19 protein-coding genes and 1 pseudogene are annotated in these 20,207 nt (G+C 39.2%); 15 read left to right on the top strand and 5 right to left on the bottom strand.

Annotated features, from left to right (window positions below; translation table 11 throughout):
- Positions 1-56 precede the first annotated feature (56 nt).
- The 12 genes and pseudogenes from EHW89_RS05515 (at position 57) to EHW89_RS05460 (ending at position 12,793) form a co-directional block, all read left to right on the top strand.
- Positions 57-431, top strand: coding sequence for a DUF1149 family protein (locus tag EHW89_RS05515; RefSeq protein ID WP_003037894.1), 375 nt, complete (start codon positions 57-59; stop codon positions 429-431).
- Between the two features lie 3 nt (positions 432-434).
- Positions 435-1,283, top strand: a complete 849-nt coding sequence (locus tag EHW89_RS05510; protein ID WP_049507965.1) for a DegV family protein — start codon at positions 435-437, stop codon at positions 1,281-1,283.
- 10 nt (positions 1,284-1,293) lie between these two features.
- Positions 1,294-2,061 (top strand): 4-hydroxy-tetrahydrodipicolinate reductase, encoded by a 768-nt coding sequence (gene dapB, locus EHW89_RS05505; RefSeq protein WP_022526201.1) that lies wholly within the window; start codon positions 1,294-1,296, stop codon positions 2,059-2,061.
- Entirely contained in the window at positions 2,058-3,257 is a 1,200-nt protein-coding gene (locus EHW89_RS05500; protein ID WP_126467164.1) for a CCA tRNA nucleotidyltransferase, read from the top strand. The genes dapB and EHW89_RS05500 overlap by 4 nt, the downstream gene beginning before the upstream one ends.
- The gene (locus EHW89_RS05495) at positions 3,254-5,119 is read left to right on the top strand and encodes an ABC-F family ATP-binding cassette domain-containing protein (RefSeq protein ID WP_126467162.1); all 1,866 of its coding nucleotides are present in this window, start codon (positions 3,254-3,256) and stop codon (positions 5,117-5,119) included. Before EHW89_RS05500 ends, EHW89_RS05495 begins: the two co-directional genes overlap by 4 nt.
- A 306-nt stretch (positions 5,120-5,425) precedes the next feature.
- The gene (gene pheS, locus EHW89_RS05490; RefSeq protein ID WP_049517549.1) at positions 5,426-6,472 is read left to right on the top strand and encodes a phenylalanine--tRNA ligase subunit alpha; all 1,047 of its coding nucleotides are present in this window, start codon (positions 5,426-5,428) and stop codon (positions 6,470-6,472) included.
- Positions 6,473-6,477: 5 nt separating this feature from the next.
- Positions 6,478-7,005 (top strand): GNAT family N-acetyltransferase, encoded by a 528-nt coding sequence (locus EHW89_RS05485; RefSeq protein ID WP_126467160.1) that lies wholly within the window; start codon positions 6,478-6,480, stop codon positions 7,003-7,005.
- Positions 7,006-7,128: 123 nt separating this feature from the next.
- Entirely contained in the window at positions 7,129-9,534 is a 2,406-nt protein-coding gene (gene pheT / locus EHW89_RS05480; RefSeq protein WP_126467158.1) for a phenylalanine--tRNA ligase subunit beta, read from the top strand.
- A gap of 90 nt (positions 9,535-9,624) precedes the next feature.
- The gene (locus EHW89_RS05475) at positions 9,625-10,407 is read left to right on the top strand and encodes a nucleotidyltransferase domain-containing protein (RefSeq protein ID WP_126467156.1); all 783 of its coding nucleotides are present in this window, start codon (positions 9,625-9,627) and stop codon (positions 10,405-10,407) included.
- 143 nt (positions 10,408-10,550) lie between these two features.
- Positions 10,551-11,113 (top strand): annotated as a pseudogene (locus EHW89_RS05470) (TMEM175 family protein).
- Positions 11,114-11,652: 539 nt separating this feature from the next.
- Positions 11,653-12,072, top strand: coding sequence for a hypothetical protein (locus EHW89_RS09665; protein WP_003024064.1), 420 nt, complete (start codon positions 11,653-11,655; stop codon positions 12,070-12,072).
- A gap of 31 nt (positions 12,073-12,103) precedes the next feature.
- Positions 12,104-12,793: a YjjG family noncanonical pyrimidine nucleotidase gene (locus EHW89_RS05460; protein WP_003037959.1), complete on the top strand. Its 690-nt coding sequence runs from the start codon at positions 12,104-12,106 to the stop codon at positions 12,791-12,793.
- 112 nt (positions 12,794-12,905) lie between these two features.
- Here the strand turns inward: EHW89_RS05460 and EHW89_RS05455 are convergent, their stop codons facing one another.
- From EHW89_RS05455 to gorA, 4 genes are all read right to left on the bottom strand, one after another.
- Entirely contained in the window at positions 12,906-13,223 is a 318-nt protein-coding gene (locus EHW89_RS05455) for an MFS transporter (protein WP_226997558.1), read from the bottom strand.
- A gap of 101 nt (positions 13,224-13,324) precedes the next feature.
- The gene (locus EHW89_RS05450) at positions 13,325-13,798 is read right to left on the bottom strand and encodes a GNAT family N-acetyltransferase (RefSeq protein WP_126467154.1); all 474 of its coding nucleotides are present in this window, start codon (positions 13,796-13,798) and stop codon (positions 13,325-13,327) included.
- Between the two features lie 153 nt (positions 13,799-13,951).
- Positions 13,952-14,488 carry a biotin transporter BioY gene (locus EHW89_RS05445; RefSeq protein WP_126467153.1) on the bottom strand — a complete coding sequence of 179 codons (537 nt, stop codon included), beginning with the start codon at positions 14,486-14,488 and terminating at the stop codon, positions 13,952-13,954.
- Positions 14,489-15,191: 703 nt separating this feature from the next.
- Complete coding sequence (gene gorA / locus EHW89_RS05440) at positions 15,192-16,541, bottom strand: glutathione-disulfide reductase (RefSeq protein WP_003037880.1); 1,350 nt, start codon at positions 16,539-16,541, stop codon at positions 15,192-15,194.
- 260 nt (positions 16,542-16,801) lie between these two features.
- On the opposite strand from gorA, the gene EHW89_RS05435 reads away from it, so the two are divergent.
- The 3 genes from EHW89_RS05435 to EHW89_RS05425 are packed head-to-tail and all read left to right on the top strand — an operon-like array spanning position 16,802 to position 19,909.
- A complete protein-coding gene (locus tag EHW89_RS05435) occupies positions 16,802-17,956 on the top strand; it encodes an efflux RND transporter periplasmic adaptor subunit (RefSeq protein WP_126467151.1) in 1,155 nt (384 codons plus the stop codon).
- Positions 17,940-18,632, top strand: a complete 693-nt coding sequence (locus EHW89_RS05430; protein ID WP_126467149.1) for an ABC transporter ATP-binding protein — start codon at positions 17,940-17,942, stop codon at positions 18,630-18,632. The genes EHW89_RS05435 and EHW89_RS05430 overlap by 17 nt, the downstream gene beginning before the upstream one ends.
- Positions 18,632-19,909 (top strand): ABC transporter permease, encoded by a 1,278-nt coding sequence (locus EHW89_RS05425; protein ID WP_126468071.1) that lies wholly within the window; start codon positions 18,632-18,634, stop codon positions 19,907-19,909. Before EHW89_RS05430 ends, EHW89_RS05425 begins: the two co-directional genes overlap by 1 nt.
- 104 nt (positions 19,910-20,013) lie before the next feature.
- Here the strand turns inward: EHW89_RS05425 and EHW89_RS05420 are convergent, their stop codons facing one another.
- The gene (locus EHW89_RS05420) at positions 20,014-20,184 is read right to left on the bottom strand and encodes a DUF3042 family protein (RefSeq protein WP_003024081.1); all 171 of its coding nucleotides are present in this window, start codon (positions 20,182-20,184) and stop codon (positions 20,014-20,016) included.
- Positions 20,185-20,207 lie beyond the last annotated feature (23 nt).

Raw genomic sequence — 20,207 nt, 5'->3', positions numbered from 1 at the left:
CAGGCGCTGGAAAATATGTTATAATTTTAATAACGCATATTTTGAGGAGAAATGAAATGGAATTACAACGCGAAAAAGAATTTGTCAGTCAATATCACTATGACGCACGTAATTTAGAGTGGGAAAAAGAAAACGGAACCCCAGAAACAAAAGTGGATGTCAATTTTCAATTGTTAAATCAAGATCAAGAAGGACAAGTAACTTCTATCGTTGTAATTGTGAGCTTTATGATTGTCTTTGATGCTTTTGTAATTAGTGGAACAATCTCACAAGTCAACCATATCATGGGACAAATTGTCAATGAGCCAAGTGAATTTGAGCAGGACGAAGTAGAACAACTTGCTCGTCCAAGTTTGTCCATATTAAATCGTTTGACCTATGAAGTAACAGAAATCGCCTTGGATTTACCAGGTATCAATTTGGAGTTTTAATGCATGAAATTAGCCGTAATTACTGATTCGTCAGCATATTTGGATAGCAAAGTCATCGAAAATGAGCATTTATTTATCTTAGATATTCCCGTTAGTATTGACGGGGTTGAGTACATCGAAGGAAAGAATCTTTCTGCTAGCGAATTTTATGAAAAGATGGCAGCCTCTAGTGAATTGCCAAAGACTAGCCAACCGAGTATCGCCAGCTTAGTGAACACTCTGTCTTTAGTAGAAGGGCAAGGTTATACTCATGTCATTGGTCTGTTTTTATCGAGTGGCATTTCTGGCTTTTATCAAAATATCCAGTATTTGAAAGATGAATTTCCAAGTTTAGGAATTGCTTTTCCAGATTCAAAAATCACAAGTGCGCCGCTTGGAATGATGGTGGAGCATATTTTGAACTGGGCTGAGCAAGGGTTAGCGTTTGAGCAAATTCTGAGCAATCTTGATGTTCAAATCAAGGGAATTGGCGCTTTTATCATGGTAGATGACTTAAATCATTTGGTGAAAGGCGGTCGTTTGTCGAATGGCGCTGCAATTCTGGGAAACTTGCTCAGTATCAAACCGATTCTTTACTTTAATGACGAGGGCGTCATTGAGGTTTATGAAAAGATTCGTACCGAGAAAAAAGCTACGAAACGCCTGATTGAGATTGTCAAAGAGCAAACTGCACAAGGAAATTACCAAGTGATGATTATTCATGGAAATGCACTGGAAAAAGCAGAACATTTACATCAATTATTGTTAGAAGATGGTGTTTCCGGAGAGGTTCCGATTGCGACATTTGGTAGTGTGATTGGAACTCACTTGGGTGCTGGAAGTATTGCCTTAGCCTATATTCCGATTATTTAAGGAGAATTCCATGAGTATAAAGGTCATTATTGCTGGTTTCAAAGGAAAAATGGGACAAGCTGCTTATAACATGGTGACAGAAGATCCTGCATTAGAGCTCGTTGGATTGCTTGACCCACTTACTCCAGAAAAAGAAGTAGCTGGTGTTCCCGTTTTTAATCAGAAAGAAGATTTGAGTGGCATAGAAGCGGATGTATGGGTTGATTTTACAATTCCTAAAGTGGCGTATGAAAATACTCGTTTTGCATTAGAGCATGGCTTTGCGCCTGTGGTTGGAACGACTGGATTTACATCGGATGAAATCAAAGAGTTAGTTGAGTTTTCTCGGCAAAAAGAGCTAGGAGGCTTGATTGCTCCTAATTTTGCTGTAGGAGCGGTTCTTTTGATGCAATTTGCAACGCAAGCAGCTAAATATTTTCCAGATGTGGAAATCATTGAATTACATCATGATCAGAAAAAGGATGCGCCGAGTGGCACAGCGATTAAAACAGCTGAATTGATCAGCAAGGTTCGCCCCAAGAAGCATCAAGGTGCAATGGACGAAAAAGAGTTATTACAAGGAGCGCGTGGTGCAGAAATAGACGGCATGCGTATTCATTCGGTTCGTTTACCAGGCTTGGTGGCGCATCAAGAAGTCATCTTTGGCGGTCAAGGTGAAGGACTGACACTTCGTCATGATTCGTACGATCGTAAGTCTTTCATGACGGGGGTGAATTTAGGTATTAAGGAAGTGGTCAAGAAAAAAGAGCTTGTCTACGGATTGGAATATTTATTATGAGATTAGAAAATCTGCCTTCTGAATTTCAGGAGGCTTTACCAGTATTAAAGAAGATTAAGAATGCCGGTTTTGAGGCGTATTTTGTTGGCGGTTCAGTTCGCGATGCTTTATTGAATCGACCGATTCATGATGTGGATATTGCAAGTTCCAGTTATCCAGAAGAAACCAAACGTATTTTTGAGCGAACGATTGATGTCGGAATTGAGCATGGGACAGTTTTAGTCTTAGAGGACAATCATGAATATGAAGTGACGACTTTTCGGACAGAGGATATCTATGTAGACTATCGCAGACCTAGCCATGTCACGTTTGTTCGTTCTCTAAAAGAAGATTTAAAACGGCGCGATTTCACGATCAATGCTTTGGCTTTGGATGAAGCAAGGAATGTGATTGATTTATTTGAAGGGTTAGCTGATTTAGAAAATCAGATTTTACGTGCTGTAGGAATACCTTCGGAACGTTTCAACGAAGACGCTTTACGCATTATGCGAGGATTTCGTTTTCAGGCAGCTTTAGGGTTTGATTTGGACACAGATACATTTCAGGCTATGAAACTGTGTGCACCACTATTAGAAAAAATTTCTGTAGAGCGGACTTTCATTGAATTTGACAAACTACTGACAGCGTCTTATTGGCGTAAAGGATTGAAAAGTCTGCTTGCCAGTGGTGCAACAGACTATTTGCCTGACATGCGCAGCAGCCAATCTCAGTTGGAAAAGATGTTTGATGTTAAAGCAGATTTTCAATTTACGAGTTCAGAGCAAGCTTGGGCTACTCTTTTAATGACTCTTCAAGTAAAAAATGTTAAAAAATTCCTCAAGCATTGGAAAACTTCAAATGAATTTCAAAAGCGCGTAGAGCAAATTGTCACGATTTATAATATTCGCCAAAGGCATTTTCTGGATAAGGAAGAATGCTATCGTTTTGAACTGGACCTAATGATACAAGCAGAAGAAATTCGTCAAGCACAGGGATTAGCTGTTGATTTTGAAAAGATTCATTCTACTTATGATTCACTAACGATTCATGATAAACATGAAATTGTCGTCAATGGTGGTCTGTTAATCAAAGAATTTGGCTTTAAGCCGAGTCCTGCTTTAGGACAGCTCTTGACTGAGATTGAGACAGCTATTGTGAATGGTACCTTGGACAACCGTCTGGAGGCTATTTTAGCTTTTGTAGAGGAGAGAAGATGAGTGACTTTATTGTTGAAAAGTTGACTAAAACGGTGGGAGATAAGACTGTTTTTAAAAATATTTCCTTTATTATTCATGGTTTGGATCGGATTGGCTTGATTGGGGTTAATGGAACTGGAAAAACGACCCTTTTGAACGTTCTGTCTGGAAAATCTGGATTTGATGGGGACGTTAATCCTTTTTCAGCTAAATCGGGCTATAAGATTGGCTACTTAACCCAAGAACCGCACTTTGATGACGACAAAACGGTACTAGATACGGTTTTATCAAGCAATCTGCGAGAAATGCAGCTCATTCGTGAGTATGAGTTATTGCTGTCTAACTATGATGAAAGCAATCAATCTCGTTTAGAGAAGATTATGGCTGAAATGGATGCTCTTCAAGCATGGGAAATTGAAAGTCAAGTTAAGACCGTTTTGTCTAAGCTGGGTTTGACCGACTTATCTGCTAAGGTCGGCGACCTGTCAGGTGGTTTGCGACGCCGCGTGCAATTGGCACAAGTCTTGTTAGGAGACGATGACTTATTGCTCCTTGATGAGCCGACCAACCATTTGGATATTGATAGCATCGAATGGCTGACGAATTTTTTGAAGAATTCCAAAAAAACGGTTCTCTTCATTACCCATGATCGTTATTTTTTGGATTATGTTTCAACTCGAATTTTTGAGTTAGACAGTGGTAGTTTAGTTGAATATCAAGGGAATTATCAGGATTATGTCCGTTTGAAGGCAGAACAAGACGAGCGAGATGCTGCCCTTCTCCATAAAAAGCAGCAACTTTATAAGCAGGAATTGTCTTGGATGCGCCGCCAGCCACAGGCCAGAGCAACCAAGCAGCAAGCACGTATCAATCGTTTTCAGGATTTGAAAAAGGATTTGTCTGATCAAGCGACTCAGAAAGACTTAGAAATGAATTTCGAGACCAGTCGTATTGGGAAGAAAGTGATTGAACTTAAAGATGTGGGCTTTGCTTATGGTGACAAGAAGATTCTTTCTCATTTCAATTTGTTAGTTCAAAATAAAGATCGGATTGGGATTGTGGGGGATAATGGTGTTGGAAAATCCACCTTGCTCAATCTAATTGCTGGGAAATTAGCACCTCAATCTGGTCAACTGACCATTGGTGAGACGGTTCGTGTGGCTTATTTCTCACAGCAAATTGAAGGTTTGGACGAGTCCAAACGCGTTATCAATTTCTTGCAGGAAGTCGCAGAAGAAGTTAAGACATCTGTGGGGACGACATCAATTGCCGAACTCTTGGAACAATTTCTCTTTCCTCGCTCCACTCATGGTACTTTGATTGAAAAATTATCCGGAGGAGAGAAAAAGCGGCTCTATCTTCTCAAGTTATTGTTGGAAAAGCCGAATGTTTTGCTGTTGGATGAGCCAACTAATGACTTAGATATCGTGACATTAACGGTGCTGGAAAACTTTTTGCAAAGCTTTGCCGGCCCAGTTATGACTGTTAGTCACGATCGGTATTTCCTTGATAAAGTAGCAGATAAGATTTTAGCTTTTGAAGAGGGAACTATCAGAGAATATTTCGGTAATTATACTGATTATCTGGATGAAAAGGCGTTTGAGCTAGAGAGCTCTGCCATTTCCCAACAGCTTGAAAAGGAAAAAGTAGCTAAAGTGCGAGAGGAAAAGAAGCGCTTAAGCTACTTTGAAAAACAGGAGTGGGAGTCTATTGAGGGAGATATAGAGAAGCTTGAGGAGGACATTGCAGCTATTGAGCGGGAAATGCAGGAATATGCTTCGGACTTCGGTCGGCTCGCTGAACTCCAAAAAGAGTTGGATGGCAAAAACGATTTACTTTTGGAGAAATATGAGCGCTATGAATACTTGAGCGAGTTAGTATAGACTTGACTACTGCATGTAATGTGTGTCGAGTGTGATTGCATTTTTAAACAAGGTCTATTTACAAGTCCTATAAAATTTGGTATAATATCAACTAATTAAATAAGAATCCGCAAGACTAGTAGCTTAGGGGAAGTTTGACAGGGAGAAGAACCAGAGACTGAGAGTTCTTTAGATGAAAACTAGGTAAATTCACTTGCAAAGGGATTTAGAATTAAGGTCTGGAAAACCAGATGAAAACGGATGGTACCGCGTGTCAACGCTCCGCTTATGGAGTCTGACAAGCGGTTTTTTATATTTGGAGGAATTATGTCAACCATTGAAGAACAATTAAATAAGCTTAGAGAAGAAACTCTGGCGTCGCTGAAAAAAATTTCAACTGAAAATGAAAAAGAAATGCAGAATCTGCGTGTTTCTGTCCTTGGAAAGAAAGGCTCTTTAACAGAAATTTTAAAAGGTATGAAAGATGTCTCTGCTGATATGCGACCGATTATCGGGAAACATGTCAATGAAGCACGAGATGTGTTGACTGCTGCTTTTGAAGAATCTGCAAAATTATTGGAAGAACAAAAAGTTCTCAATCAGTTGGCTAAGGAGTCAATAGATGTAACGCTTCCGGGTCGGAAAATTCTTGCTGGGAATCGTCATGTTCTTAGCCAAACAAGTGAAGAAATTGAAGATATTTTTATTGGTATGGGCTATCAAGTCGTAGATGGTTTTGAAGTTGAAACAGACTATTACAACTTTGAGCGGATGAATTTACCAAAAGATCACCCAGCACGTGACATGCAGGATACTTTTTACATTACAGAAGAAATTTTGCTGCGCACTCACACCAGCCCAGTTCAAGCTCGTGCTATGGACGCTCATGATTTTTCTAAAGGTCCTCTGAAAATGATCTCGCCAGGGCGTGTGTTCCGACGGGATACGGACGATGCGACGCATTCTCATCAATTTCATCAAATTGAAGGTTTGGTTGTCGGGAAAAATATTTCTATGGCAGACCTTCAAGGAACATTGCAGCTCATTGTGCAAAAAATGTTTGGAGAAGACCGCAGTATTCGTCTGCGTCCGTCTTATTTCCCATTTACAGAGCCGTCTGTTGAGGTGGATGTTTCTTGCTTTAAATGCGGTGGGCAAGGATGCAATGTCTGCAAAAAGACTGGCTGGATTGAAATTATGGGAGCTGGAATGGTACACCCACGCGTCCTTGAAATGAGTGGCATTGATGCTGATGTTTATTCTGGTTTTGCTTTTGGGCTGGGTCAAGAACGGGTGGCTATGCTGCGCTACGGTATCAATGACATTCGTGGCTTCTATCAAGGTGATGTTCGTTTTTCAGAACAATTTAAATAAATGCTATGTTAGTAAAAGTAAAAGAAGAACAGGCTGAAGTTCTACGAGAACTGGAAGTGCAAACCTATCAAGAAACTTTCGGCCCTTATATCAAAGCGGAAGATATGCAAGATTATTTTACCCATGAACTCTCACTTGAGCAGATTCAGAAGGATTTGGCGCAAGTAGAGTCGGAGACTTATTTTGCACTAGATGAGAAAGAAAAGATTGTTGGTTTTCTCAAATTTAACTGGGGGCAAGCACAGACTGAGCCCGTAGAGGCAGAACACTCAATGGAGAATGCTTTTGAGGTTCATCGGATTTATGTTTTGAAATCTCATCAAGGACATGGTTTTGGCAAGGAAATGTTTGATTTTGCCATGCAAGAAGCTACTAAACGAAAGTTTTCGTGGGTTTGGTTAGGTGTTTGGGAAAAGAATTTTAAGGCACAAAACTTTTACTTTAAATATAGTTTTAAGCGTTTTAGTGAGCATGAATATGCGACTGGTGAAACGGTTGATATTGACTGGCTCATTCGGAAAGAATTAAATTAAGCGAAAAAGCATTTGGCTTGGGCACTTGTCCCAGCCTCAAAAAGAAAGGAAATAATATGAGGCAAAATTTTTGAGCAGAAACAGTAGTTCTCAAAGATTTCTATGCACTCATATAGATGAATTATGCTAGTAAGTTATAAATGGTTAAAAGAACTAGTTGACGTAACTGTTCTGAGTGAAGAATTAGCTGAAAAAATGTCAACGACAGGGATTGAAGTAGAAGGGGTCAGTTCTCCTGCTGAGGGATTGTCAAAAATTGTAGTTGGTGAAGTGATTAGCTGTGAAGATGTAGCTGAGACGCACTTACATGTCTGTCAAGTGAATGTTGGCGAAGAAGCGCTTCGACAAATCGTTTGCGGCGCTCCAAATGTACGAACGGGAATCAAGGTTATGGTAGCTCTTCCAGGAGCTCGTATTGCGGATAATTACAAGATTAAAAAAGGAAAAATTCGTGGGTTAGAATCCCTTGGAATGATTTGTTCCCTTGGAGAATTAGGCATTTCGGACTCGGTTGTTCCAAAAGAATTTTCTGACGGTATTCAAATTTTGCCAGAAGAAGCTGTACCGGGGGATTCCGTTTTTCCTTATCTTGACTTGGATGATGAAATTATTGAGCTTTCTATCACGCCGAACCGTGCAGATGCGCTTTCAATGCGTGGAGTAGCGTATGAGGTAGCAGCTATCTACGACAAGTCGGTTCATTTTAAAGATTTTCCGTTGTTGGAAACACAAGAGCAAGCTGGAGAACAACTTTCTGTTGCGATTGAAACGGACAAGGCTCCTTTTTATGCAGCACGTATTTTGGAAAATGTAACCATTGCTCCAAGTCCGCAATGGCTTCAAAATCTGCTTATGAATGCAGGGATTCGTCCTATCAACAATGTAGTAGATGTGACAAATTATATTCTACTTTACTTTGGACAACCAATGCACGCCTTTGATTTAAATACTTTTGAGTGCAATCAAATTGTGGTGCGCGAAGCGCGTGCGGGTGAAAAATTAGTAACTCTTGATGATGAAGAGCGCGAATTAGAAACGAGCGATCTTGTGATTGCGGTAGCAGATAAGCCAGTCGCTCTTGCTGGTGTCATGGGTGGAGCTACAACGGAAATTTCTTCTCAATCAAGCCGTGTAGTGCTTGAAGCAGCAGTTTTTGACGGAACTTCCATTCGTAAGACGAGCGGACGTCTCAATCTTCGTTCAGAATCTTCTTCTCGTTTTGAAAAAGGAATTAACCTAGCAACAGTAATAGAAGCTCTAGATGCTGCGGCTAGCATGATTGCAGAGCTTGCAGGTGCAACGGTACAGGCTGGTATCGTCTCAGCAGGTCAATTAGATACATCAGATGTTGAAGTGCCTTCAACATTATCAGATGTCAATCGTGTACTTGGGACGGAATTAACTTATACAGATATTGAAGATGTTTTTCGCCGTCTTGGTTTTGGTCTTACTGGCAATGCAGAGAAATTCACAGTCAGCGTACCACGCCGTCGTTGGGACATTCACATTGAAGCAGACCTTTATGAGGAAATTGCGCGTATCTATGGTTATGATAAATTACCAGCAACTCTTCCAAAAGGTGACGGAACAGCTGGTCAATTGACAGAAACACAAAAACTTCGTCGCAAAGTTCGTACAGTTGCAGAAGGTGCTGGTCTGACAGAAGTTATCACCTATGCTTTGACTACTCCTGAAAAAGCTGTGCAATTTAGCACTAATCCAAGTAACTTGACAGAGCTGATGTGGCCGATGACAGTAGATCGCAGCGTTCTTCGTCAAAATATGGTAGCTGGCATTTTAGATACTGTTGCCTATAATGTAGCACGTAAAAATAAGGACTTGGCTCTGTATGAAATCGGAAAAGTCTTCGAGCAAACGGGGAATCCACAGGAAGAATTGCCAACTGAAATCAACAGCTTTGCCTTTGCTTTGACAGGTTTGGTTACTGAAAAGGATTTTCAAACTCCAGCTGTACCAGTTGATTTCTTTTATGCAAAAGGAATTTTGGAAGCACTTTTTGACCGTCTGGGTCTAAAAGTAGAGTACACAGCGACACAAGCATTAGCTGGTATGCACCCAGGTCGTACAGCGACTATTTCACTAGACGGACAAGTCGTTGGTTTTGTCGGTCAAGTTCATCCAGTAACTGCTAAGGATTATAATATCCCAGAAACGTATGTAGCAGAAATCAACTTGACAGCGATTGAACAAGTAATTCAACCAGCAAAACCATTTGTAGAAATTACCAAATTCCCAGCTGTAACACGTGATATAGCACTGCTTCTGAAAGCAGAAATCAGTCACAAAGAAGTCGTTGAAGCTATTGAGGCTGCTGGTGTGAAACGCTTGACAGATATCAAATTATTTGACGTCTTCTCAGGTGAAAAACTGGGACTCGGTATGAAGTCAATGGCTTACACCTTAACTTTCCAAAATCCAGAGGATACTCTGGAAGATGAGGAAGTAGCTCGTTATATGGAAAAAATCCAAAAGTCTCTTGAAGTAACGATTGGTGCAGAAGTGCGGTAAGACATGAAAAGCTCCTAAATTGAAGTTTAGGAGTTTTTTCTTGTAGTAATATAATGTATAATAAGGAAAAGTTTTATATCGGAGGAGAAAATGACAGTTTTTACACAACTTTGGAAAGCATTTTCCAATTTACCAGAAGTGACAGCGATTGCCTTAGGCGGATCTCGTAGCGGAGAAACTTATGATGAGACTTCGGACTATGATTTATATATTTACTGCACGAGCATTCCAGATGAAGACAGTCGGAAGTTGATTTTGACCCAATATTGTTCTTATATGGAAATAAGCAATCAATTTTGGGAATTGGAAGACGACTGTACCTTAAATAATGGCATTGATATTGATATTCTTTATCGGGACATTCGTGATTTTGCGCAAGATATTGAAAATGTTGTCGAAAAATATCAAGCAGGAAATGGCTACACCACTTGCTTTTGGCACAATTTAAAAACCTGCAAGATTCTTTATGATGCTAATGGAGAGTTCGGAAAATTGAAAAAACGGTTTGACGTTCCTTTTCCTCCAAAATTAAAAGACAACACCATTTCACGAAATTTCAGTCTGTTAACCGGGCATTTGCCATCCTATGATACGCAGATTTTAAAAGCGGCAAAACGAAAAGACTTTGTCAGTGTCAATCATCGTGTAGCAGCCTTTTTAGAATCCTATTTTGACATCATTTTTGCAGTTAATGAATTGCCCCATCCCGGCGAGAAGAGAATGATATCATATGCAGCAGCGCATGCGAACCTTCTTCCTAATCAATTTGAGCAATCTTTAAATACTTTACTAATGAGCATTACTGCTAGCCCTGAAATTCTTGAAAAACAATTAAAAGATATGATTGCAAATTTAGCAGAAATTTTATCATAAAATTCTCTGCAAATTGAATTGTTGAGGACTAAAAAACGGCTTAAGCCGTTTTTTAATGCTTTTGATTTACAACTGTAAAAGTGGTATAATGTCACATATTTTAAAGAACTATTTAAAAGGAGAGAAAAATGAATCGTCAAGTAATGGATAAAGAGCGTTTAGGGCTTTTATTGATGCGGTGATTGCTATTATTATGACCATTTTGGTATTGAAACTGGAAAAGCCGAGAACCTTTGATTTACAAGGCCTATGGGAGCTCAGAACTAATTTTTTTGCCTATGGATTGTCCTTTTTCTGGCTCGGTGCCATGTGGGTAAATTTTCACTCTTCATCGCAGGTAGTGGAGAAGATTAGTCAAAAAACAGTCTGGGCTGCTATAGTCATGCTTTTCTTTTCATCATTTTTCCCTTATATGACAAAATTAGTTGCTTCAAATTTTAACAATGCTACTATGCGAGTATTTTATGGAGTCATTGTTCTGTTGATTTCATTCTCAGTCCTTTGGTATTATCACACATTGGTCGAAGTCAATCAAACAGCAGAAATTGAACAATTGAATATCAGTCGTTTGCATTGGATGAAGTGGGACATTGCAATTAAAATTTTAGGAATCATTCTTTCGCTCACGATTTTTCCAGCTGCAGAAATTGTTTCAGTGCTTATCACTCTTTGTGCACTTGTCATTCCAAATCAATTTAGATTATAAATGAAGAGAGTGTTGTTCCAGCTTTTTTCTAATAAGCCCAAAATTTGAAGATGAAGTAGCTGATTATGAAAAACACTGTTTGTTAATACTGTATGATATAATAAGTCTAGCAAATTATAACTAGGAATAGTGTGGAAGTTCAAGATAACAATGGAATAAAAAGAAACAATTATTGAGCTCTTGAAAAGTAGGTCAATGAAACAACGTGAACTTGCTGAATCTATCTACGGAGAGGAAAATCACACATTGAATATCTTAGATGAATTAAAAAAAACTAGAGACAGAAGAAATTATTATTCGTCATGACGATAGACATACCTATGATTCTTTAGCAGACTCTGCTCTTTCTGTTTTACAGACTTCTCGAAGTACCATGCTTGTGCCTAGACCAACTGTCATGGAAGTTGAAAAGTATTTGCAAGAGTGGGCTAACCTTGAAAGCTATAAATTACAAGAAACTGCATTAGATCGCTTGTTTTTTGAACTATCACCGAAAAATACAGATATTTCAGATATTCTGTTAAAGGTTGCAACACTAAATGACTTTTATAGTACTAATATTTTTTTCAATATTTCCTGTAGCAAAACATATTTTATCACTTGACATTGATGAGAGGTTAAAGAGTGGTGATATTTTTCTAGTAAATGAAATTCAAAATATAACCATAAAAGAAGGTGTGCAGCGAAAATTCTATTCTTTTGCAACTAAGCATTGCTCGCATCACAATCCTTTAGCGTATCCCATATACGATAGTTATGTTGAAAAGGTGTTGAAGTACTTTAGAAAAACAGATCATTTTGCAAAGTTTAAGAATGCTGATTTAAAGGATTACCAGCAATTCAAGAACCTAATTCTGACCTTTAGAAGTTATTACGGACTAGAGCAATTCAATCTTAAACAAATAGACCAATATTTATGGCAGCTGGGAAAAGAATATTTTCCAAATAATTATAAATAGTTTGTATCCCCTAGAAAGGAAAACGACAAAATTGCATTACAAATTTCTACTATTCGATCTTGACCATACCTTGTTAGATTTTGATTTGGCGGAGGATTTGGCTTTGACTGCTTTTCTAAAAGAGCAGGGTGTGGCTGATATTCAGGCTTATAAAGACTACTATATTCCTATGAATAAAGCTCTTTGGCGGGACTTGGAACAGGAAAAACTGACCAAATCTGAACTGATTAATACGCGCTTTTCTCGTCTCTTTAACCACTTTGGTATGGATAAGGACGGTGCCGAGTTGGCTCTCCATTACCAGCAGCATATTGCCCAGCATGGTCAGACCTATACTGGAGCTAGTGAGCTCTTGGATGTTTTGACAGAGGCGGATTATGAACTTTACGCTGCTACCAATGGTATCGGCTTCATTCAGACTGGTCGACTGGCTCACTCGGATATCTCCCCCTATTTTAATCAGATTTTCATCTCTGAGCAACTCCACACGCAAAAACCCGATGCTCTATTTTTTGAAAAAATAGCAGAGCTAATACCAAATTTTGACAAAAATCGAACTCTAATGATTGGAGATTCTTTGACAGCAGACATAGCGGGCGGGAACAATGCAGGCATTGATACGGCTTGGTATAACCCTAAAAGTTTGAGTAATCATACGCAAGCGAAACCGACTTATAATTTTCAGTCCTATCAAGATTTGTTGGATTTGCTGATAAAATAAGAAGACAGAGATCATACCACCTTTGTCTTCTTATTTTATAGTTTATTTTCGTGCTATCCAAGCCATTAGAGTAGAAGCTAGAATGGCTAGAAAAATAATGACTACCATGGCTTTAGGAGTGGCCATCTGAAAAAAGAGCGAGGAGCAAGGAAGAAAGGATCCCACTTCCGTATTGGAGAGAGCCAAGGAGAGCGGCTGCTGAACCTGTCATCGAATCCTCTGCGCTATTGAGAGCTGCGGCATTTGAACATGCTGCAACGATACTATTGGTACTAAAAATGAGAAGTATAGGAAAGACGACTGCCCAAAGACTACGAAAATTTCCAATATTAAACAGCAGTAGTAAAAGAGCAAAAGCAAGAGCACAGCTAGTGGCAATGCGCAAGAGATTTCGTAGAGAAAAACGATCAACTAACCGACGATTAAGCATACTGATGATTGAAACCCCGATAATATTGATACCGAAGAAAAACCCGTAATGTTCTGCTTTGTCGCCGTTTTCTTCTCTTCTCTCTTATTCATGAACTTTTCCTATTTTTTAAAAACTTTTTCCATGATGGTTTCTTGTGGTTTAAAACCTTGATGTTCATAAAACCGTAAGGCACCAGCGTTATCATTCCATACATTAAGGGTTAAGTTGTAACAGTCCATTTCTTGGGTAAATTCTTCTGCAAAACGGCAAAGCTGCTCACCAATTTTTTGACCACGAGCACTTTCATCAACGCAAAGGTCTTCAATGAAAAGTGTTTTGATAGGTGTCAATACGAGACTGTGTGGTTCTTTAATGATGCAAAAGAGGTGACCCAAGATTTTACCTTCTTCATTTTCATAGACAAAGATTGGTGTATGTTCTTGAGACATCAGTGTTTTCAATTGTTCATCGTTGAATTTGCGACCACTCTCTTGGAAAATGTCTGGTCGGACGTTGTGATGAATAAGCAAGACTTGCTCTAAGAGATTATTGAGTGCTGGAATATCGCTTGGGACTGCTTTTCTAATAGGCATGGTGAGCTCCTTTTGGTGACCGTCGGTTATTTTTTTAAAATATAATAGGACTGTTGGTCATTTTTGTCAAGAAGAAAATGAAAAAATCTTTTTGAGCAATGTAAAAAGAACCCACAACACGTGAGTTCTAATAATGGGAGTGAGACAACTTTATCAATTTTTAAAGTAGAAATGATCTTTTAAGCTTTTAAAAATAGGTCTACTGATAAAGCTAATTGCAATCAGTTTTATGAGATCTGGTAAAATGAAGGGGATGACTCCGACTGTAATAGCTTTATCAAGTTGAAAACCTGCTAGAAACATTAAACCAAGTACACCACCGACAAAAACCAAAGCATCTCCGAGTAGATTTGATACGAATATCGTTAAAAAGCTGCTATTTTTGGAAGTTAGACTAGCTGTTACTAGGGCGTAGAACAAATAAAACCAGAGATAACCTGCATTTGGACCGACAAGTGCTTGAAATCCACCGCTTCCTCCTGCAAAGACAGGAAGACCGATAGCGCCTAAGAGAAGATAAAGAGCGACTGCTAATAGAGCTTCTTTTCGATGAAAAATAGTAGCCACTAAGCCAATTGCCATATTTTGCAAAGCAAAAGGTACTGGACCGATAGGAATAGTAATCTGAGCAAAAACGGCTATCAAAGCTGCGCCAATTGCTGGTAAAACGAGTGTAAATAATTTTTTCATAATTGTAACCCTTTGTTTTATAATATGGTAACTATTATAAAACAAATAAGAAAAATGTCAAGGGTTAAATAAAAAGGCGAAAGCATAGACTGAATTTACCTTTTTATCAAAATATTTACTTTTTCCGCGATATTGCTTTCCTTTTATTTTTACTGCGAAGGAATAATATCAAAAATGCAATTAGTCCAAAGACATTTAAAAAGATAAGTAAGACAGTTGTCAGAATTGTTTTGGTCTTTTGCATAAAAGCACCTCCTCGTAAAATCGCTTTAATATTATCATAACAAAATGTACATCTTTATCAACTAAAAAATCACAGGAAAAAGGAGAGACTGGGCAAAAATTGTCCCAGTTTCTATTAGATTTAGTAATAAACGAATAACGTAGCTTCAACAATTCAGTGAATTGTTAAAGGCGGGAAATCAGCCTTGCACAGCAAGCCACTATGATTGGGCTCTTCATTCACTGTTCAAGCTCGGAAGAGCACCTAATCACCCTTGCGGGGGTTGGACTACGAACTAAAAATCGAAAACTTTTAGTTCTGTCCCACTCCCTAGCAGATAATATGAAAGAATAAGTTATGGAATGAGAAGAAGTTATCGTGTAAACTAAAATAGTCAGAGACGTTGGCAGCCATTCTGACTATTGAGATAAAATTGGAAAAACTCTGGGAGGAAGATATTTATGAGAAGCGTCTCTACGATTAACGCATGGTGACAAACTCTTCTGAACCAGTTGGGTGAATGGCGACAGTCGCATCAAAATCTGCTTTGGTAGCTCCCATTTTGATAGCAACTGCAAAGCCTTGAATCATCTCATCAACTCCATAGCCAATTCCGTGGAGACCAATGATTTTCTCATCTATCCCCATTGTAATGAGCTTGAACTTGGCTTGTTGTCGGTGTTGGGTGACAGCTGAATACATGGAAGCAAAGTTAGAAGTGTAAATATGGATACTTTCTGCTCCGTATTGTTGAATCGCCTGCTCTTCGGTCAAGCCAACTGTACCAATCGCTGGGTGAGAGAAGACAACAGTTGGAATGTTAGAATAATCCATTTTAGCTTCAGTTTTTCCATTAAATAAGCGTTCGGCTAAGGTACGACCTGCTTTGATAGCAACAGGGGTTAATTCTTTTTCGCCTGTAACATCTCCTAGAGCATAAATACCCGATGTTGCTGTATTTTGAAATTCGTCAACTGCTATAAAGCCACGAGAATTTAGGGTAACACCAGCTGCCTCTAAATTCAACCCTTTGGTGTTTGCAGTCCGCCCAGTTGCCCAGATGACGTGTTGAGCGGTGTGGCTCGTTCCGTCCTCGAAGGTAATGCGAATCGCTCCGTTTTCAAGTTTTTCAAGCCTTTCTGGTATTTTGTGCGTATGTAGAGTAGGACCTGATTTCTTCATTTCTTCCACAAGACCATCGATGATATAAGAATCAAAATTGCGGAGAGGACGATCTCGACGAACGAAAAGGTCTGTTTTTACACCCAGAGCATGAAGAAGTCCAGCTAGTTCAACTGCGATATAGCCGGCACCAAGAATGGCAACGGATTGAGGGAGTTTTTCCCATGCAAAAACATCGTCAGAGGTTTCACCGAATTCTGCTCCGGATACTGCTGGAATATGAGGGTGAGCACCAGTTGCGATGACAATATGCTTGGCTTGGATAAGCTCGCCGTTGACTTCAACTGTATGGCGGTCTATGAATTTGGCGCGACCTTCAATCAACTCAACGCCATTTCGATTGAAACTATTATTGTAAGAATTGCGGGCACGATCAATATAGGCTTCGCGATTCTTCCGAAGCGTCTTAAAGTCAAACTGCTGATTATCCGAAGTAAAACCATAGTCTGGTCCATAATCGCGAATGGCTTCGGCAATCTGGGCGCCATACCACATGATTTTTTTAGGAACACAGCCGACGTTGACACAGGTGCCCCCTAATTTCTTTTCTTCAATAACGGCAGCTTTTGCACCGTGTTCTCCAGCACGGTTCATGGTTGCAATTCCTCCACTACCGCCACCAATGGCAATGATATCAAATGTTCTCATACGAGTCTCCTTTTTATCTGTAGTATGAAATCATTGTAACGTTTTTAGAAAATGATTGCAAAAATCTGCTACAAAAATTGATAAAAGGCTTGATTATTTAATTGTATCATTGTATTATATATTTAATACAACATAAAATAACTAGAAAGAAGGTAGACGGATGTTAAAAGAGTAAAGGATTTCTTATAGATGTTATCTTATTTTTAATCGTATGTGTTATAATATAAAGAATAGACCGTTTTCATCAGGAGGAGAAAGAGATGAAAAAATTGAAAAAGTGGCAGTTGTACAGCTTGATTGGTATAACTGTGGTTGTCGTTTTAGGAGCGATAGGTACGATGTTATTGTTTAATGGTAATAGTACTGCTGATAAAGATAAAGAAGAAACGATTCAAGTGCAGAAAGCAAAAGAAGGGTCAGTTGCTTCATCTGTTTTGCTGTCAGGAAATGTTGCGGCTAACAATGAGCAATATGTCTATTATGACGGGACAAAGGGCGATTTGGATAATGTTCTTGTAAATGTTGGAGATCAAGTTACAGCCGGACAAGCTTTAGTTCAATACAAGAGTGTTGAAGCACAAGCTACATATGATGCTGCTGTTCGTGCTTTAAACAAGATTGATCGCCAAATTTATGATTTGAAAACGTATGGAACAACTGTTGATGTGACGGGTGATGAAGCGGCAGATAATAAAACAACTGCGTCTGCACAACGTTCGGTGGATTCTCAATTAAAGGATTTGCAGGACAATCGCGCAGATGCTGTGGACAATATCAATAAAGCACAGGCATTACTAGATGCAACGACTGTCATCAGTACAAATAATGGAACTGTAGTAGAAGTCAATCGTGATGTTTCTAAATCTACGACAGGTACTAATCAAACACTCGTTCATATTGTCAATAACGGAAACCTGCAAGTGAAGGGAGAGCTATCAGAGTATAATCTGGCAAATCTTTCAGTTGGACAAGAAGTGACGATTACGTCCAAGGTCTATCCAGATAAGAAATGGACTGGGAAAATCAGCTATATCTCAAATTATCCAAAAGACAATCAAAATACAGCAGCAGCTGGTGCAGGTACTGCAAATTCAGGAGCAAAATACCCCTATACAGTAGATATTACAAGCGAAATTGGTGATTTGAAGCAAGGATTTTCCGTCAATGTTGAAGTAAAAAACAATACAAGAGGGATTCTAGTGCCGGTCAGCAGCGTTGTTTCTGAAAACAATAAAAACTATGTTTGGACACTAGAAAAAGGAACTGCAAAAAAAGTGCAAGTGACACTAGGAAATGCAGATGCTAAAAATCAAGAAATCTCATCTGGTTTGACAAAAGATAGTAAAGTTATCACCAATCCAACAGATAGCTTGAAAGACGGTCAAGAGGTGAAATCGTATGAAGAAACTCATTGATTTAAAAAATGTTAGCAAAAGTTATCGCAATGGAGATCAGGAGCTTCAAGTTTTGAAAGATGTTCATTTAGAAGTTGAAGAAGGTGAATTTGTTGCGATTATGGGGCCTTCTGGCTCAGGAAAGTCAACCTTGATGAATATCATTGGTATGTTGGATCGCCCAACGAGTGGTGAATATTACTTGGAAGGTGAAGAAGTTGCCAAGCTCAGTGAGAAAAAGCTAGCCAAAGTGCGTAATCAGCAGATTGGCTTCGTTTTCCAACAATTCTTCCTCTTGTCAAAATTAAATGCTCTTCAAAATGTAGAACTTCCTTTGATTTATGCAGGGGTTTCTCAATCCAAACGGAAAGCTTTAGCAGAGCAATATCTTAAAAAAGTTGAGTTAGAAACGCGGATACACCATTTACCATCAGAACTTTCTGGTGGGCAAAAGCAACGGGTGGCTATTGCGCGTGCCTTGGTCAATCATCCCTCCATTATCTTAGCAGATGAGCCGACGGGAGCCTTGGATACCAAGACGGGTGAGCAAATTATGGAATTGCTGACGGAGCTAAATCGTGAAGGAAAAACCATTATCATGGTCACTCATGAGCCTGAGATTGCAGCCTTTGCAAAACGACAAATCGTTATTCGAGACGGTGTCATCTCATCAGACAGTAAGAAAGGAGAAGCATGATGCAGAATTGGAAATTTGCAATCAACTCCATTATGGGGCATAAAATGCGCTCTTTCTTAACGATGTTGGGCATTATCATTGGTGTTATGTCTGTTGTGGTTATTGTGGCTCTAGGAAGTGGTATGTCCAATGCCTTCACAGATGTTTTGGGTGGTGCACAGCAAGATGTTTCCTTATTTTACTCACACAAGAGAAGTAAAAACGGTGATGGTGTTATGACGTATCAAGAGATGCGTGACGATGCTGAAAGTGGAAATGGTGATGAGACAGTTTCGACAGAAGAAGAGCCTCGAATCCAAGAAGTTTGGGTCAAGCAAGCGGTTAATGATATTAGCGGAATTGACAATTATTATGTTACAAATAACACAACCGCTACGGTAAATTATGGTAAGAAAAAGGCGGATAATATTCCTATAACAGGTATCAATTCCACTTACTTTACAGTAAAGAAATACCAAATCGTTGCAGGACGGACATTGAAATCAAATGATTATCAAACATTTGCAAGAGTTGTATTACTGGATACGAAACTAGCTGATATTCTTTTTGGAGGTGCAGATAAGGCGCTCAATCAGATTGTCCAGCTAGGATCTAATAATTACCGTGTGATTGGGGTTTATAAAGATCCGAATGAAACGCGAAATCGCTTAGCCAATATGAACAACGGAAATTTACTAATGGCTAACACTCAGTTGGCAGCTGAATACAATGTTGCTGAGATTATGAATGTCGTGGTACATGTTAAAAAATTAGATGATGTGCTGAAAGACGGAAGCGCAGCTGCGCGCTTGATGACAAAATTGTCTGGTGTGAGAGAAGGCGAGTACCAGATGTTTGATCAAGCCAGTCAATTAGCTGCTATTCAAAGTCAGGTTGCCATTGTACAAGTGGTTTTTGGAGCGATTGCTGGGATAGCACTTCTCGTTGGTGGTATCGGTGTTATGAATATTATGCTTGTATCGGTAACAGAACGAACCCGTGAAATCGGTCTTCGGAAAGCCCTTGGAGCCACACGTGGTAATATCTTGATGCAATTTGTCATTGAGTCAATGGTGTTGACAGCGATTGGCGGTTTGATTGGGCTTGCTTTAGCAGCTCTTATCGTGGCATCTATCGGTCATAGTTTGGATGCATTTTTCGGAGCTCCACCTACCATTACGACAGTATCTGCTGTCGGAAGTGTGCTCTTTTCTGCAACTATCGGGATTGTTTTCGGTATTTTGCCGGCTAATAAGGCTTCTAAATTAGATCCGATTGAATCCTTGCGTTATGAATAAAAAAACTGTCTTTTATAGTATGAGAAAGAACGTGTAAAAAAACTCCAACAGATACTCATTTTTCTAGTGAGTTATCCATTGGAGTTTTTATAATATATAAGCTATTAGTGTGATACACGTTTGCGAGCTGCTTTTTTACGGTTTTCTTCGATGAAAGCTGCTTTCTTTTCTTCAGGTTCAATCACTTTTTTCTTGAATGTATAAACTGCACCTGCAACAGCAGCAACAGTACCAGCTACGCCAGTTACAACACCTTTAACAAATCCTTTAGCCATGAGATTTCTCCTTTTCTGAACTT

Origin of the sequence: Streptococcus periodonticum (assembly GCF_003963555.1) — a bacterium.
Classification (GTDB): Bacteria; Bacillota; Bacilli; order Lactobacillales; family Streptococcaceae; genus Streptococcus; species Streptococcus anginosus.
The sequence above is the reverse complement of the archived record's forward strand: the minus strand, read 5'-3'. Positions and strand labels throughout refer to the sequence as shown.

What these genes read in the sequence shown, in the direction of transcription:
- EHW89_RS05430 (WP_126467149.1), top strand. Translation starts at nt 17,940, where the DNA reads ATGAAGAAACTCATTGATTTAAAAAATGTTAGCAAAAGTTATCGCAAT.
- pheS (WP_049517549.1), top strand. Translation starts at nt 5,426, where the DNA reads ATGTCAACCATTGAAGAACAATTAAATAAGCTTAGAGAAGAAACTCTG.
- EHW89_RS05455 (WP_226997558.1), bottom strand. Translation starts at nt 13,223, where the DNA reads ATGCTTAATCGTCGGTTAGTTGATCGTTTTTCTCTACGAAATCTCTTG.
- EHW89_RS05485 (WP_126467160.1), top strand. Translation starts at nt 6,478, where the DNA reads ATGTTAGTAAAAGTAAAAGAAGAACAGGCTGAAGTTCTACGAGAACTG.
- EHW89_RS05445 (WP_126467153.1), bottom strand. Translation starts at nt 14,488, where the DNA reads ATGAAAAAATTATTTACACTCGTTTTACCAGCAATTGGCGCAGCTTTG.
- gorA (WP_003037880.1), bottom strand. Translation starts at nt 16,541, where the DNA reads ATGAGAACATTTGATATCATTGCCATTGGTGGCGGTAGTGGAGGAATT.
- EHW89_RS05495 (WP_126467162.1), top strand. Translation starts at nt 3,254, where the DNA reads ATGAGTGACTTTATTGTTGAAAAGTTGACTAAAACGGTGGGAGATAAG.
- EHW89_RS05425 (WP_126468071.1), top strand. Translation starts at nt 18,632, where the DNA reads ATGCAGAATTGGAAATTTGCAATCAACTCCATTATGGGGCATAAAATG.
- EHW89_RS05510 (WP_049507965.1), top strand. Translation starts at nt 435, where the DNA reads ATGAAATTAGCCGTAATTACTGATTCGTCAGCATATTTGGATAGCAAA.
- EHW89_RS05420 (WP_003024081.1), bottom strand. Translation starts at nt 20,184, where the DNA reads ATGGCTAAAGGATTTGTTAAAGGTGTTGTAACTGGCGTAGCTGGTACT.
- pheT (WP_126467158.1), top strand. Translation starts at nt 7,129, where the DNA reads ATGCTAGTAAGTTATAAATGGTTAAAAGAACTAGTTGACGTAACTGTT.
- EHW89_RS05435 (WP_126467151.1), top strand. Translation starts at nt 16,802, where the DNA reads ATGAAAAAATTGAAAAAGTGGCAGTTGTACAGCTTGATTGGTATAACT.
- EHW89_RS05515 (WP_003037894.1), top strand. Translation starts at nt 57, where the DNA reads ATGGAATTACAACGCGAAAAAGAATTTGTCAGTCAATATCACTATGAC.
- EHW89_RS05475 (WP_126467156.1), top strand. Translation starts at nt 9,625, where the DNA reads ATGACAGTTTTTACACAACTTTGGAAAGCATTTTCCAATTTACCAGAA.
- dapB (WP_022526201.1), top strand. Translation starts at nt 1,294, where the DNA reads ATGAGTATAAAGGTCATTATTGCTGGTTTCAAAGGAAAAATGGGACAA.
- EHW89_RS09665 (WP_003024064.1), top strand. Translation starts at nt 11,653, where the DNA reads ATGACTTTTATAGTACTAATATTTTTTTCAATATTTCCTGTAGCAAAA.
- EHW89_RS05500 (WP_126467164.1), top strand. Translation starts at nt 2,058, where the DNA reads ATGAGATTAGAAAATCTGCCTTCTGAATTTCAGGAGGCTTTACCAGTA.
- EHW89_RS05450 (WP_126467154.1), bottom strand. Translation starts at nt 13,798, where the DNA reads ATGCCTATTAGAAAAGCAGTCCCAAGCGATATTCCAGCACTCAATAAT.